Here is a 13443-nt window from a genome sequence, read left to right as displayed (position 1 = left end):
ACAATTCGCTACAAAATTAAGTAGAATAGCGGATCTTTCAATTGAAGCATATAAGTTAAAATATTAGAGGTAAAAATGGCTCGTGTAACTGTCCAAGATGCAGTAGAAAAAATTGGTAATCGCTTTGATCTCGTTTTAGTTGCCGCAAGACGTGCTCGTCAATTACAAGTCGAAAATAAATCGCCACTAATTCCAGAAGAAAACGATAAAGAAACTGTGGTTGCTTTACGCGAAATTGAAGATGGACTTGTCAATAAACAAATTCTTGATACTGCTGAATTCCAAGCTCGTCAAGATGAAGAATCAGAAGTGCGTACAGCCCTTCATGAAACGGTACTTTTAGAAAATACTCCTTCATACGAATAAACATTGCTGAGAATTGCCCATGCAATATTTTGAAAGCTTAAAAGAGGTAGTTGCATCTTATCTTCCTGTCAAGCAAGTTGAATTGATCCAAGCTGCATATCTCTTTGCTAAGCAAGCACATGAAGGGCAATTCCGATGTAGCGGTGAACCATATGTAACCCATCCAGTTGCTGTTGCAGCCATTTTAGCTGATATGCGGCTAGATTATGAAACCATCATCGCTGCACTTTTGCATGATACTATCGAAGATACACCGGTAACCTTCCAAGATATTACGCAGAAATTTGGTAAGCATGTTGCAGTTTTAGTGGAAGGGGTTTCAAAACTTGATAAGTTAAAATTTAGAAATCGACAAGAAGCTCAAGCTGAAAATTTTCGGAAAATGGTTTTAGCCATGACCGAAGATGTGCGAGTAATTTTAATTAAATTAGCTGATAGAACGCATAACATGCGTACTCTTGGTGCTTTAAGACCAGATAAACGTCGCCGTATTGCTAAAGAAACTTTAGAGATTTATGCGCCATTGGCTCATCGTTTAGGCATTCATCATATTAAAACTGAGCTTGAAATACTTGGTTTTACTGCTATGCATCCTAATCGAGCTAAGGTTCTTAAAAAAGTGGTTAAAATTGCTCGAGGTACCAGAAAAGAACTGATCCAACAAATTCTCTCCGAAATACGAAGTCGTCTAGCAGATGCAGGTATTGATGCTCAAGTAGAAGCGCTTGAAAAGAATATCTATGCGATTTATCAGAAGATGCAACTGCGTGAACAACATTTTCATTCAATTATGGATATTTATATTTTCCGAATTGTAGTGGAAGATGTTGATGCTTGTTATCGTGCACTTGGTTTAGTGCATAATTTATATAAACCACGCCTTAATCGTTTTAAAGATTATATTGCTATTCCTAAAGCTAATGGTTACCAATCATTGCATTCATCATTAATTGGTCCGCATGGTACCCCGGTAGAGGTTCAAATACGAACTGAAGACATGGAACAAATGGCGGAAATGGGCGTTGCTGCGCATTGGATTTATAATGAAAATGATGAGTTAAACAATACCACCACTCAGATTAAAGCCCAACGCTGGATGCAAAGTTTGCTAGAACTTCAGCAAAGTGTTGGTAATTCATTTGAATTTATTGAAAATGTTAAATCAGACCTTTTTCCAAAAGAGATTTATGTTTTTACTCCAAAAGGTCGTATCGTCCAATTACCTGAAGGCTCAACAGCAGTTGATTTAGCTTATGCAGTGCATTCTGATATTGGTTTCCAATGTATTGGTGCGTTAGTTGATCGTAAACCTTATCCGCTTTCTCAACCTTTAAGTAATGGCCAAACTGTCGAAATTATAACTTCGCCAGAAAGTCGTCCTAATGCTAGCTGGCTAAATTTTGTCGTTAGTGCTAAAGCACGATCTCGTATTCGCCAAGCACTAAAAACATTAAAAAGAGAAGATGCAATTGAGTTAGGGCGTCGTCTACTTAATTTAGCGTTAATTAAATCAGGTGGTATTGAATCGTTAACACTCAAACAGAAAGATCGTATTGTTGAGTTAACCAAGTTAACATGCTTCGATGATGTATTAGCCGAAATTGGTCTTGGTAACATCATGTCCCATTTTATTGTTAAAGGTTTAGAACATAAAGCGCTTTTATCTAATCAATCTGATACCAATAAAACCCTAGTTATTACCGGTAGTGAAGGCGTTTTAGTGACCTTTTCAAAATGTTGTCATCCTATTCCTAATGATCCGATTGTTGGCCATGTTAGCCCTGAAAAAGGTTTAACCGTTCATCATGAATCATGTCGCAATATTAGTGGTTATCAAAATAACCCAGAAAAATATATTGCACTTAAGTGGGCACCAAATATCGAACAACTATTTGTTGCTGAGATTTGGATAGATATTATTAATAGTCAAGGCACTTTAGGTCATATTCTTTCGATTATTAATGACGAAAAAGCTCATATTCAGTGGTTGAATACCGAAGAAAAAGATAGGCAAATTTATACAATTATTTTGCAGCTTGAAGTTAAAAACTCACAACAATTAAATGATTTAATTAGAAAGTTATCACTACAACAAGATGTAGTGAGTGTGATACGTAATATTAATTAATTATCATGTCTGATCGTTTACTAAACCATATACCACTAATCAAATTAGCTGGTATTGGTGCTAGTTTAGAAAGTAAATTCCATGCACTAGGCATTAAAACCATTCAAGATCTGCTATTACATTTTCCTCTCCGTTATGAAGATCGAAGTTCTTCTTGCGCTATCGGTGATGCTACAGTTGGCGAATATACCACTATTGAAGGTTGCATAATTAAAACAGAGATTATTTTTAAGCGTCGTCAAATGCTGTTATGTTATATTCAAGATGATTCTGGAATCGCTATTTTACGTTTTATGCATTTTAATGCAGGTATGAAAGCGTCGATGATAGTAGGAAAATGGATAAGTGCATATGGTGAAATAAAAAGCGGTAAAACTAATTTAGAAATTATTCATCCGCAATTTAAGATCAAAGCGAATAAAGCTGAACAAGCTTCGCTAAGCGATTTAAATGAAGAGCGATTTACACCTATTTATCCTTCTACATATGGATTGACACAAAATGTGATCCGTAAAATGATAAAATCGGCATTAATTTTACTGAAAAACAATTTACCAAATGAAATATTACCTGATTCATTAAGTCAAAATTATTTACCTATTTTAGATGCATTGAATATCATTCATAATCCTTCTATTACGACTGATATTGATCAGTTATTAGTCGGTGAGCACCCAGCTATAAAACGTTTTGTATTTGAAGAGTTACTTGCCTATCATTTAAGCATGTTAATGATTAAAAGAGATAATCAAAAGCAACATGCTTATTCAATGCACAGTAATCAGCAATTGATTTTGCCTTTTCTAGCTTCATTACCATTTAATCCAACTCACGCTCAACAAAGAGTTGTACAAGATATCTATCAAGATATGACAAAGCATATTCCAATGATGCGACTAGTGCAAGGAGATGTCGGCTCAGGTAAAACTTTAGTTGCAGCTATGGCAGCCTTGAATGCGATAGAGAATGATCATCAAGTTGTTTTAATGGCACCAACCGAAATATTGGCAGAGCAACATTTTAATAATTTTAAACAATGGTTTGAACCATTAGGTATTACTGTAGATTGGTTATCTGGTCGATTAACAGCTAAAAATAAGCAGCAGCGATATGAGGCTTTAAAGCAAGGTGAAATCACGATGTTAGTTGGTACCCATGCGGTGTTTGTTGATAAAGTTGAATTTTTCAATTTGGGGCTGGTTATTATTGATGAACAACATCGATTTGGCGTGAATCAACGGTTAAGTTTGTGGGAAAAGGGTATTAAAAATGCCATACATCCACATCAATTAATCATGACAGCAACACCAATACCAAGAACGTTGGCAATGACAGTTTATGCAGATTTGGATGTCTCAATAATTGATGAATTACCTCCGGGACGAACCCCTGTTACCACTGTTGTTATTCCTAATTCCCGTCGAGAAGAAATTATCGATAAGGTTAATCAAGCTTGTTTAAGTCATCGTCAGGTTTATTGGGTTTGTACTTTAGTAGAAGAATCAGAAACTCTGGATGCTCAAGCGGCTGAAATGTTAGTTGAGGAATTGAAAGAAAGGTTACCACACTTAAATATAGCACTTGTCCATGGCAAAATGAAATCTGATGAAAAGCAATCTGTTATGCAGGCTTTCAAAGCGGGAGAGGTTCAACTTTTAGTTGCGACAACGGTTATTGAAGTTGGGGTCGATGTGCCCAATGCGAGCTTAATGATCATTGAAAATGCTGAACGTTTAGGACTTGCTCAACTACATCAATTACGAGGTAGAGTAGGACGAGGCAGTGCAATTTCACATTGTGTGTTAATGTATCAAGCTCCATTAAGTAGAATTGCTCAGGCTCGCATGAAAGTAATGCGTGAAAGCAATGATGGTTTTGTGATTGCCCAAAAAGATCTTGAAATTAGAGGTAGTGGTGAAATTTTAGGGACTAGGCAAATGGGGGAAGCGAATTTTAAGATCGTTGATTTAATCCGTGATCAGCATTTAATTAGCGAGGTGCAAAAAGCATCATATCTTATCTTAAGCGAGTCTCCGGAGTGCGCTAAACAACTTGTTAATTGTTGGCTTCCGGAACGGCAAAAATATATCAATGCTTAATCTTGTTCTTATTGATAAATTGCTTATAGTTTAGAATATTAGTAATTATTGTTTTTGTTGAAATCTCTTTTCTTACTAGGATATAACAAAATAGAAAAAAACAATAAAAAAGTGGACATAGAAAGTTGTTCTAGTCCACATTAGTTAGCTTTTTAATTATAAAAATGAACGGTATGGCAGCTCAGGTTCATCTGTAAAAATATCTCTGAATCCGCGATAATGTTGATAGTTCATTTTATGCTTATCAGTTGGATATGTATATTTCCCACCAACTTGCCAAAAGAATGGTGTAAATTCATATTCAAGACGATCTTTTTTCATTCGCCAAAGTACTTCTATTTCACGAGGGTCACTTTGGAAATTTGCCCAAATATCATGATGGAAAGGTATCACGATTTCCGTTTTTAATGATTCTGCTGCTCGTAAAATGTCAGAAGATGTCATTTTATCCGTCACCCCCCTAGGGTTTTCTCCATAAGATAGCAGTGCAACATCAATTTTGTGATCATTACCATGTTTCGCATAATAATTAGAATAGTGTGAATCCCCAGAATGATAAAGTGAACCACCAGAAGTCTCGAATAGGTAATTTACAGCGCGATCATCCATACTATCTAATATTGATTTGTCAGTAGATGATACACCTTTAGGTAAGGTTACTAATGAAGTTCTATCAAAAGAGTCTAATACGCGAATTGTGATATCACCAACTTCAATTGTTTCTCCTACCTTAGCAACAATACAACGATCCTCAGGAACTCCCCAGCTTTTCCATAGGTCAACACAGGCTTTAGGGCCAATAAATTTTACTTTCGGTGAACAATTTTGAATGACTGCCGCGGCAACATTAACATCAATATGATCGGCATGGTCATGGGTTGCCATAACTGCATCAATCTCTTTTATTGCAAAAGGATCGAGGACAAATGGGCTAGTCCTTAAATTAGGTTGTAATTCTCTTACTCCTCCCATTCGCATCATTTGATGTTGTTTATTCATGAATGGATTTGCGTGAGTTTTTTTACCTGTACCACACCAAAAATCGACAGAAATATTTGTATTACCTGCAGATTTTAACCAAATTCCAGTACAAGCAAGCCACCACATGGTAAATGTATTTGGTTTAACCTCGGTCGTTTCTATTTCTTCATTAAGCCATGTTCCCCATTCAGGAAATGTATTTAAAATCCATGATTCTCTGGTAATTTCGTTCACTTTACTCATACTTTATTCCTTCTATATTTGCGTTTTTAAACTAAAATCACTTCAGTACCTTGTTCCTTTATCTTTTCAATTACTTCCTTATTTGCTTGTTTACCAGTAATTAAAATATCAATTTTAGTTACTGGGCAAAAAAGCATACCAGAATTAGCTTTAGTATTTATTTTAGAACTATCAACAACTACTACTAATTTTTCAATTTTTTCAAGTATTTGTTGTTCAGCCACCGCTCCTAGTATTTCATTCTTATACAGCCCATTGGGTGTTAATGTTTTACCACTTGTAAACATCCATTTTCCTGCATAAGAATCAGTTATATTTGCTATAGGATTTAGAATAATGTTTTGTGTTTTGTTATATAATCCTCCCATAATGATGACGTTTTCGTGATCATGTTCAATCAAGTAACAAGCTAAAGGAAAGTAGTTGGTAATGATCGAAACATTTTTACCACATAATTCACGACCTAATAAAAATGCCGTTGAACCACAATTAATAACTATATTTTCATCACTTCCACACAACTTTGCCGCTCTTATGGCAATACGTGCTTTTTCATGATAATGATCGGTATTATTATTTCCTATCGGTGCCCAAATTGGTTTTTGTACTTCTATTCGCATAATGCCATTACGAACTTTTTTTACTTTTCCGTCCTGATCGAGTTTTGTAATATCCCGACGGGCTGTTGCTGGTGATATTGCAAAATAAGAAACCAATTCAGTAACTCTTACCATCCCTTTTTCATTAACCATTGCCACTATTTCGTTGTGGCGTGATATTTCGTTCATTGTTCCCTCTTATTAATTTAATATGATTAAATTTGATTGAAAATGATGTTAGTTATCATTTTGTATTTTGTCAATTATTTAAATATCAATATTAATAATCATAAGTTCAATATATTGATAATAATAGTTATATTTTTAGGTTTTGCTTCTGTTTTTTGGAGATAATGTGATGAATGTCACAATTGCTAAGTCAATAAGTTTAGAAAAGTGATCAATATCAAAATAATCATAAACAATCATTGAATGATTATTTTTGATTGTGGAATATAATAAGTGTTATTCAGCGAACTGAATAATATTAAATAGGTTGAAGTTCCATCTATGAGTTTTGCGATAGGTAATTATATAAAAGACATTTGAAGGTTATAGATACCTAAACAATAACATTAACGTTAGAAATGTCGATAACCAATGAGAGGGACATATGGAAGTAATTTATAACATATTTTATATTTTTTATAGTCAGGTTATGACAAAGGCACCTTTATTATTAGGGTTGGTCACCATGTTAGGTTATTGCCTTTTACGTAAAGATATCACGACTATTTTAAAAGGTACTATTAAAACCATTGTTGGTTTTATGTTATTACAAGTTGGTTCAGGTGTTTTAGTTTCAACTTTTAAACCTGTTATTGCCAAACTTTCAGAATATCATGGTATTACCGGATCAATCATTGATACATATGCTTCTATGGTTGCGGTGGAAAATGGCATGGGTGAACACTATTCATGGGTTGGCTATGCTGTTTTACTGGCATTAGCTATTAATATCCTACTTGTTATTTTTCGTCGTTTAACTGGTATTAGAACGATTATGTTAACTGGCCATATTATGTTTCAACAAGTTGGTTTAATTACACTGTTTTATTTCTTATTTGGCTATAGCATGTGGGAAACCATTATCTATTCATCAATTATCACTGCGTTATATTGGGGGATATTCTCGAATATGATGTTTAAACCTACCGAAGCAGTCACTGGAGGAGCAGGTTTTTCAATAGGCCATCAACAACAGTTTGGTTCATGGATAGCGGTTAAGTTAGCGCCAAAATTAGGGGATAAAAATGATTCTGTTGATAATTTAAAACTACCTAAATGGTTACATATTTTTCACGATAGTATTGCTGCAACTACAATAGTTATGACGATATTTTTCGGAATTATTTTACTTTCATTTGGCTTAGATAACTTACAAACAATGGCTGGATCAACCCATTGGACTATTTATATTTTTGAAACAGGACTTAAATTTGCTGTCGCAATTCAGGTTATTGTTGGTGGTGTAAGAATGTTTGTAGCAGAGTTATCCGAAGCATTTAAAGGCATTTCTGAAAAATTAATTCCGAATGCGGTTCTTGCTATCGATTGTGCTGCTATTTATGCATTTTCTCCTAATGCAATGGTATTCGGTTTTATATGGGGCGCATTAGGTCAATTTTTAGCTATTGCACTATTACTGATTTTTAAATCTCCAATCATGATTATTCCTGGATTTATCCCGATGTTTTTTTCAAATGCAACAATAGGGGTATTCGCTAACCATTTTGGTGGATGGAAAGCAGTAATGAAAATCTGTTTTGTGATGGGAATGGTAGAAGTATTGGGTTCGGCGTGGGTAATTAATATTTTTGCTCAACATGGCACACCAATTGATTCATGGATGGGAATGGCTGATTGGGCAATTTTATTTCCTCCAATTTTACAAGGCTTATCTTTCTCTCATTTATTCATTTATTTACTAATCGGACTAGCACTGGTGTATATGTTTTTTGCTGCAAAAAGATTACGAGCAGAAGAAGCATTACAAAAAAATCGACTAGAAGACAACGATGTTAGCCAAGATATTAATGAAGCTGTTGTTGAAAAAATGGATGAAGTAGCAATCAGTGAAGGTCAACCGATACGTATTCTTGCTGTCTGTGGTAGTGGTCAAGGCTCGTCAATGATGATGAAAATGAAAATAGCTAACTATTTAGATAAAAAAGGTATTCCAAATATTATGGATTCATGTGCAGTTACGGATTACAAATCACGATTGCCTAACGTTGACATTATTGTTGCTTCAAAGCATTTAATTCATGAAATTGAAGTTAATGAAGGACAACATGCATTAGGTGTACAAAATATGTTAAATCCACAAACATTTGGCGATGAACTCATCGAGATTATCAATAAAGTTAATGCTAAATAGACAAAATATACTAAAAAGGAGGCTAACATGGCTTTCAAAGAATCATTAATTGAAAATAACTCTATTTTACTAAAAGCAGACGCTAATAATTGGCAAGAGGCGGTGAAGTTAGGTACTGATATGCTTATTGCTTCTAATGCAATTGAATCATCTTACCATGAAGCAATCATTCATTGTGTTAACACAATGGGACCTTACATTATTATTGCTCCAAATCTCGCTATGCCACATGCCAGACCTGAAGATGGTGTAAATCGCACTGCTTTTGCGTTAGTTACCTTGAAAAATCCAATATATTTTGACGGTGAAGTTGCACCTGTTGATGTACTTGTCACGCTTGCTGGCAGTACATCTGATCAGCATATGGAAGGTTTGATGGAAGTGATAAAAATCGTAGAGGATGAAAATAGTGAAACAGGTATTGATTTAGATAAATTAAGATGCTGTAACACGAAAGAAGATGTCTATGCTGTCATCGATCAGGCATTGAATGGAGGTTAAATATGTTTCTAGCTTTAAAAGACCGAGTATTACAAGCTAACTTATTATTACCCAAATATCATCTTGTCACTTTTACCTGGGGTAATGTTTCAGAAATTGATCGTAAAAATGGGGTGATAGCTATTAAACCCTCTGGTGTTGAGTATAGTGATATGGCTATTGATGATATTGTCATTGTGTCATTAACGGGGGAAATAATAGAGGGTCATTTAAACCCTTCTAGTGATACAGCTACACATATTGAACTTTATAAAGCATTCCCAAATATTGGTGGGATTGTCCATACTCATTCGCGATATGCAACCGTTTGGGCGCAAGCTGAATTGGATATACCAGCACTAGGCACTACACATGCTGATTATTTTTATGGTGATGTACCTTGTACTCGTCGACTAACTGATAGTGAAATTGCTACAGATTATGAAAAAAATACCGGTTTAGTCATTATTGAAGAATTTAGGCGTAAAGCTATTGATCCTAGTGCTATGCCTGGTGTGATTGTTTCAGGTCATGCACCTTTTTGTTGGGGTAAAAATGCTTCGAATGCTGTTCATAACGCGGTAGTTCTTGAAGAAGTGGCAATGATGGCCATTTCAACTCGACAACTTAACCAAACAGTTAAAATTCAACAAACATTATCCGATAAGCACTATTTCCGTAAACACGGTGCTAATGCTTATTATGGCCAAAATAAAATAAATTAAGGAAATAAAATGACTTTACCAAAATTACAAATTGCTTTAGATCAAACAGACTTAAAATCAGCTCTTGATGTTGCTAAAAACGTATCAGGATTTGTAGATATCATAGAAGTAGGAACTATTCTTGCTTTTGGTGGTGGAATGGAAAGTGTTAGATGTTTAAGGCAACTGTATCCTAATCATATCTTAGTGTGTGATTTGAAAACCACTGATGGCGGAGCTATTTTAGCAAAAATGGCTTTTAATGCAGGTGCTAATTGGTTAACTGTATCAGCAGCAGCACATATTGCCACTATTGAAGCATGTAAAAAAGTGGCAGATGATTTCAAAGGTGAAATTCAAATTGAACTATATGGACATTGGACTTTTGATGATGCCAAAGCGTGGCGAAAATTAGGTATTAAACAGGCTATTTATCACCGTTCTCGTGATGCTGAATTAGCTGGTATTGGCTGGGGAAAGGATGATTTGGTTAAAATGCGACAATTGTCAGATTTAGGTCTTGAACTTTCCATAACGGGCGGAATTATTCCTGAAGATATTCACCTATTTGCAGGAATTAAAACCAAAGCCTTTATTGCTGGTCGAGCTCTTGCTAGTGAAAATGGTAAGCAAACTGCTCAAGCTTTAAGAGAGCAAATTGCTAAATATTGGTAATAGATGCGATGCAGTCAGTAAAATGACTGCATATTTGATGTTCAAATAAATATTATTAGGTTTTATTATGGCAAAATATGCAATCAATCCGACCAATCAATCTAATTATATTGGTATTTATGAAAAGGCATTACCTAATGAACTTACTTGGCAAGAAAAACTGCACGAAGCGAAAACATTAGGATTTAATTTTATCGAGATATCAATTGATGAATCAGAACAGCGAAGAGCAAGACTTGATTGGTCAGATGATGAAATTTATCGATTAAAGCGATTATGTGAACAATATGGACTACCATTGCATTCTATGTGTTTAAGTGCTCATCGTAAATTTCCATTTGGATCTGCCGATAAAAGCGTACGTCAGCAAGCCAAAGTTATTATGAATAAAGCACTGATGCTCGCCTATAAACTAGGAATAAGGGTAATTCAATTAGCTGGATATGATGTTTATTATGAACCAGCCAATTTACAGACTCACCAGCGATTTATTGCGGGAATGCAGTGGTCAGCGAAACAGGCTGAAAAAATGGGGATAATGCTTGCCGTTGAAATCATGGATACTAGTTATCTCAATTCACTCTGTAAGTTTGAAATTCTAAAAAAAGAAGTCAATTCTCCTTATTTTATGGCTTACCCAGATGTAGGGAACATTTCTGGTTGGAATTATGATGTCTGTACAGAGCTTATGTTAAGTCGAGAGCACATTGTTCAAATACATCTAAAAGATACTTATAAGGTTAAAGCTAATTATTCTGGTCAGTTTAGAGATTTAACTATTGGTGAGGGGGAGGTTGATTTTCTTGCTATATTTAAAATACTAAAACAGATAAATTATACTGCTCCGCTTGTTATTGAAATGTGGGCAAAAGATCATAAATGGAGAGAAAACATTATAACAGCTCAAAAACGGCTCAAAACCATAGCTGAAAATGCCGAATTTGTCCTGTTTAGTTAATTTTTATCTAATCATAAATTATCAATGTTCTATGTTTCATGAATTTTAGAAATGGAGCATTGATATTCTTTATATATCATTTGAAGATATATAGTTAATCCAATTATGGCAGCTTTAGATTTATTAATTGCAATTATAATTTTATTTTTAGACTCTCTGATTATCAATAATAAAATAATTATGATTAATTGAACTAAATTTTAGCGATACTATGATGTAAGTGTTGTAATTTATATTAAATTTTTATATAACTTTTCATTATCAATAGCATAAAATTATGCAAATTTTTTTGTATCATGCTTAGAAAACTTAAAGATTTGATCTTTGCACGAATATGGCTATCGTGTAATATAGTCTGCATTATAAATCTGATTAAATTGCGAATATTTTATGAAATCCGCTCTAAAACTCTTTTCTCTTTTTTTAGTTATTTTCACCTTATTAGGTTGTGGTTTAAAAGGACCTCTTTATCATCCAGCAGATCAGTCAAATGCAATTATTGAATCTAATGATACAAATAAATTAGCTTAAAGGAATAATATGATGGATTTTTTACATTACCAAAATGGCTATTTATTGGCGGATAACGTTTCTATTTGCGATTTAGCTAATCAATATGGTACTCCTTTATATGTTTATTCTGCTGATCACATAACTAAGCAATTTCTTTCTTATCAAGATTCTTTAAAAAATAAGAAGCATTTGATTTGTTATGCAGCAAAAGCGAATAGCAATTTATCTGTTTTAAACTTATTAGCTAAACTTGGTGCTGGTTTTGATATTGTTTCACAAGGTGAATTAGAGAGAGCATTAAAAGCTGGTGCTGATCCTAAAAAAATTGTATTTTCAGGAGTTGCAAAATCTGTTGTTGAGATTAGACGTGCACTTGAAGTAGGAATTAAATGTTTTAATGTTGAATCAGAACCTGAATTATATCGTATCAATGATATTGCTCATCAATTAGGGAAAACAGCGAACATTTCTTTACGGATTAATCCGGATGTAGATGCAAAAACACATCCGTATATTTCAACAGGATTACGTGAAAACAAATTTGGTATAAGTTATCAATTAGCTTTAGATACTTATCGTAAAGCAGCATCATTAAATAATATTAAAATAGTCGGTATTGATTGTCATATTGGCTCTCAATTAACTGAGCTGTCGCCTTTTCTTGATGCAGCTGATCGTGTATTGGCATTAGTTGACCAACTAGCAGCAGAAAATATTCATCTTAAGCATATTGATTTAGGCGGAGGTTTAGGTGTTTGTTATGATGATGAACAGCCACCATCAGCGACATTACTGGTATCAAAACTAATTGAAAAGTTAAAAAATTATCCTGAACTTGAAATTGTTTTCGAACCAGGTAGATCAATCGTTGCCAATGCTGGATTATTAATTACTAAAGTTGAATATACTAAGCATCAAGATGGCAATCATTTTGCGATTGTTGATGCCGGAATGAATGATCTGATTCGACCAGCGCTTTATCAAGCGTGGATGCAAGTCCTACCTGTTAAAGAATCAACAGATTCAAATACCAAAAAGATTTATAATGTTGTAGGGCCAATTTGCGAATCTAGTGATGTATTAGCTTATCAACGTGAACTTTCAGTTGAACAAGATGATCTGTTAGTTATTTGTAGTGCAGGTGCTTATGGCTTTAGTATGGCGTCTAATTATAATAGTCATCCTCGACCGGCCGAAGTCATGCTTGAAGATAGTAATCAGCATAAATTGATTCGAGAGCGTGAAACTTTTGATGATTTATGGCGTGGTGAATTAGTATTATAATTCATTATGAAGTTGATAAATATGTTTTCTAAT

The 13443-nt window shown here is 34.3% G+C and carries 12 protein-coding genes; 10 read left to right on the top strand and 2 right to left on the bottom strand.

Translation table 11 applies throughout. The annotated features are described in order from the left end of the window. Positions 1 to 75: 75 nt before the first annotated feature. The 3 genes from rpoZ to recG are packed head-to-tail and all read left to right on the top strand — an operon-like array spanning position 76 to position 4593. Positions 76 to 366: a DNA-directed RNA polymerase subunit omega gene (gene rpoZ, locus H3T54_RS07440; RefSeq protein ID WP_034903119.1), complete on the top strand. Its 291-nt coding sequence runs from the start codon at positions 76 to 78 to the stop codon at positions 364 to 366. 19 nt (positions 367 to 385) lie between these two features. Beyond that, on the top strand, positions 386 to 2494 hold the full coding sequence (gene spoT, locus H3T54_RS07435; RefSeq protein ID WP_198221789.1) for a bifunctional GTP diphosphokinase/guanosine-3',5'-bis pyrophosphate 3'-pyrophosphohydrolase: 2109 nt from the start codon (positions 386 to 388) through the stop codon (positions 2492 to 2494). A gap of 5 nt (positions 2495 to 2499) precedes the next feature. Then, on the top strand, positions 2500 to 4593 hold the full coding sequence (gene recG, locus H3T54_RS07430; RefSeq protein ID WP_198221787.1) for an ATP-dependent DNA helicase RecG: 2094 nt from the start codon (positions 2500 to 2502) through the stop codon (positions 4591 to 4593). 156 nt (positions 4594 to 4749) lie between these two features. Here the strand turns inward: recG and ulaG are convergent, their stop codons facing one another. Both ulaG and ulaR read right to left on the bottom strand, forming a co-directional pair. Continuing rightward, positions 4750 to 5817, bottom strand: a complete 1068-nt coding sequence (gene ulaG / locus H3T54_RS07425) for an L-ascorbate 6-phosphate lactonase (RefSeq protein WP_198221785.1) — start codon at positions 5815 to 5817, stop codon at positions 4750 to 4752. A 26-nt stretch (positions 5818 to 5843) separates the two neighbouring features. Further along, the gene (gene ulaR, locus H3T54_RS07420) at positions 5844 to 6605 is read right to left on the bottom strand and encodes an HTH-type transcriptional regulator UlaR (protein WP_086363484.1); all 762 of its coding nucleotides are present in this window, start codon (positions 6603 to 6605) and stop codon (positions 5844 to 5846) included. Between the two features lie 424 nt (positions 6606 to 7029). On the opposite strand from ulaR, the gene H3T54_RS07415 reads away from it, so the two are divergent. The 7 genes from H3T54_RS07415 (at position 7030) to lysA (ending at position 13410) form a co-directional block, all read left to right on the top strand. Then, on the top strand, positions 7030 to 8796 hold the full coding sequence (locus H3T54_RS07415) for a PTS ascorbate-specific subunit IIBC (protein WP_198221783.1): 1767 nt from the start codon (positions 7030 to 7032) through the stop codon (positions 8794 to 8796). Positions 8797 to 8823: 27 nt separating this feature from the next. Further along, positions 8824 to 9297, top strand: a complete 474-nt coding sequence (locus H3T54_RS07410) for a PTS sugar transporter subunit IIA (RefSeq protein WP_110448241.1) — start codon at positions 8824 to 8826, stop codon at positions 9295 to 9297. Between the two features lie 2 nt (positions 9298 to 9299). After that, positions 9300 to 10001, top strand: coding sequence for an L-ribulose-5-phosphate 4-epimerase (locus H3T54_RS07405; protein WP_110448240.1), 702 nt, complete (start codon positions 9300 to 9302; stop codon positions 9999 to 10001). A gap of 9 nt (positions 10002 to 10010) precedes the next feature. Then, positions 10011 to 10655, top strand: coding sequence for a 3-keto-L-gulonate-6-phosphate decarboxylase UlaD (locus H3T54_RS07400; RefSeq protein ID WP_086363488.1), 645 nt, complete (start codon positions 10011 to 10013; stop codon positions 10653 to 10655). A gap of 67 nt (positions 10656 to 10722) precedes the next feature. After that, complete coding sequence (locus tag H3T54_RS07395) at positions 10723 to 11613, top strand: L-ribulose-5-phosphate 3-epimerase (RefSeq protein WP_110448239.1); 891 nt, start codon at positions 10723 to 10725, stop codon at positions 11611 to 11613. A gap of 390 nt (positions 11614 to 12003) precedes the next feature. Next, entirely contained in the window at positions 12004 to 12144 is a 141-nt protein-coding gene (locus H3T54_RS07390; protein WP_110448238.1) for a lipoprotein, read from the top strand. Positions 12145 to 12156: 12 nt separating this feature from the next. After that, positions 12157 to 13410, top strand: a complete 1254-nt coding sequence (gene lysA, locus H3T54_RS07385) for a diaminopimelate decarboxylase (protein WP_198222026.1) — start codon at positions 12157 to 12159, stop codon at positions 13408 to 13410. The last annotated feature ends 33 nt before the right edge of the window (positions 13411 to 13443 follow it).

Origin of the sequence: Gilliamella sp. B14384G10 (assembly GCF_016101685.1) — a bacterium.
Classification (GTDB): domain Bacteria; phylum Pseudomonadota; class Gammaproteobacteria; order Enterobacterales; family Orbaceae; genus Gilliamella; species Gilliamella apis_A.
The sequence above is the reverse complement of the archived record's forward strand: the minus strand, read 5'-3'. Positions and strand labels throughout refer to the sequence as shown.

Excerpts from the sequence above, each read along its gene's own strand:
- rpoZ (WP_034903119.1), top strand. The coding sequence starts at position 76 with ATGGCTCGTGTAACTGTCCAAGATGCAGTAGAAAAAATTGGTAATCGC.
- spoT (WP_198221789.1), top strand. The coding sequence starts at position 386 with ATGCAATATTTTGAAAGCTTAAAAGAGGTAGTTGCATCTTATCTTCCT.
- recG (WP_198221787.1), top strand. The coding sequence starts at position 2,500 with ATGTCTGATCGTTTACTAAACCATATACCACTAATCAAATTAGCTGGT.
- ulaG (WP_198221785.1), bottom strand. The coding sequence starts at position 5,817 with ATGAGTAAAGTGAACGAAATTACCAGAGAATCATGGATTTTAAATACA.
- ulaR (WP_086363484.1), bottom strand. The coding sequence starts at position 6,605 with ATGAACGAAATATCACGCCACAACGAAATAGTGGCAATGGTTAATGAA.
- H3T54_RS07415 (WP_198221783.1), top strand. The coding sequence starts at position 7,030 with ATGGAAGTAATTTATAACATATTTTATATTTTTTATAGTCAGGTTATG.
- H3T54_RS07410 (WP_110448241.1), top strand. The coding sequence starts at position 8,824 with ATGGCTTTCAAAGAATCATTAATTGAAAATAACTCTATTTTACTAAAA.
- H3T54_RS07405 (WP_110448240.1), top strand. The coding sequence starts at position 9,300 with ATGTTTCTAGCTTTAAAAGACCGAGTATTACAAGCTAACTTATTATTA.
- H3T54_RS07400 (WP_086363488.1), top strand. The coding sequence starts at position 10,011 with ATGACTTTACCAAAATTACAAATTGCTTTAGATCAAACAGACTTAAAA.
- H3T54_RS07395 (WP_110448239.1), top strand. The coding sequence starts at position 10,723 with ATGGCAAAATATGCAATCAATCCGACCAATCAATCTAATTATATTGGT.
- H3T54_RS07390 (WP_110448238.1), top strand. The coding sequence starts at position 12,004 with ATGAAATCCGCTCTAAAACTCTTTTCTCTTTTTTTAGTTATTTTCACC.
- lysA (WP_198222026.1), top strand. The coding sequence starts at position 12,157 with ATGGATTTTTTACATTACCAAAATGGCTATTTATTGGCGGATAACGTT.